Source organism: Rhizobium sp. P1_E6 (genome assembly GCF_056405875.1).
In genome coordinates this window covers 1-710 of sequence record NZ_JBFUBG010000345.1, presented here as the reverse complement: position 1 = coordinate 710, position 710 = coordinate 1, and the positions used below count along the sequence as shown (strand labels likewise).

Annotated in this window: 1 protein-coding gene; it reads right to left on the bottom strand. The window is 56.6% G+C overall.

What is annotated here, in order from left to right; genetic code table 11:
• A partial coding sequence (locus tag AC1D35_RS36650; protein WP_477942973.1) for an IS110 family RNA-guided transposase occupies positions 1-616 on the bottom strand: 616 nt, incomplete at its 3' end.
• Positions 617-710 lie beyond the last annotated feature (94 nt).

Sequence of the window (710 nt, the reverse complement as noted above, 5' to 3'; positions counted from 1 at the left end):
GACAGGAGATCAGCTTCTTTTCGATTGCCTGAAGGCGTTGYGCCAGGTCGCAAACTAACTTCGCCAGCGCCTCAAGGACGAACCGGGCAAGCTCCGGCAGATCTGATCGCTCTCCTTGCGCAAGCTCCCGTACGATGCGGACCATCTGGCTAGTTCCCACACCAATCGAAATGCCAAGTTCGGCAAGATGGGCACGGATCGAGTGCAGAAGCATCGTGCGCTGCTTGATGAGCAGAGCTCTTGAACGGTGCAACATCGCCGCTGACTGCTGCTCTACGGATTTCACCGGCATGAAACGCATTGTCGGTCGCGTCACTGCTTCACAGATCGCCTCAGCGTCCGCGGCGTCATTTTTCTGCCTTTTGACGTAAGGCTTCACATAGGCTGGTGGCATCAGCCGCACGTCATGCCCGAGAGCCGAAAGCTCGCGGGCCCAATAATGAGCCGTTCCGCAAGCCTCGATGCCGATGAGGCAAGGCGGCACCTGTGCGAAGAATTTCAACATCTGCTGGCGACGCAACTGTCGCCGCACAACTACATTGCCACCGACATCAATCGCATGAACCTGAAACACCGATTTCGCTATATCGATGCCAACGGTAGAGATCTCTTCCATTCGAACGCTCCCGGTTTGTCCATCCTAACCGATGCCATTCTAGCACCGGGGGAGCGGGAGCCTTCCATCCCATCGATTTCGCACTGCTCTTCTG